Annotated in this window: 1 protein-coding gene; it reads left to right on the forward strand. The window is 39.9% G+C overall.

What is annotated here, in order from left to right; translation table 11 throughout:
* The coding region (locus PL9631_RS25780) for a helix-turn-helix domain-containing protein (RefSeq protein ID WP_197046535.1) at window positions 1-316 on the forward strand (316 nt) is incomplete at both ends.

A 316-nucleotide genomic window follows, 5' to 3' on the forward strand; every position in this document is an offset into this window, starting at 1 on the left:
GAGAGATGAGTAAATTAAGAGACTATCTGGACAAGAATCCCCAGCAAGCAAAAAGGCTATTAGGGATGGAATACGAACAGCTAATAAAACTTATTCAAGCCGCGGAGTTATTAGAGCAAGAAAGACGGCAGGAACAGGAAAAAGCTAAGATCAGGTTGATTAAAGCAGGCGGGGGTCGTCACCAGAAATTGTCTGTGGAGGAACAAATCTTACTAACTCTAATTTATCTGCATCAGATGCCGACATTTCAAATGTTAGGGTTACAGTTTGAAGTGAGTGAATCAACAGCGAATGATATTTTCCATAACTGGATAAA

The organism is Planktothrix paucivesiculata PCC 9631 (genome assembly GCF_900009265.2).
Lineage (GTDB): Bacteria > Cyanobacteriota > Cyanobacteriia > Cyanobacteriales > Microcoleaceae > Planktothrix > Planktothrix paucivesiculata.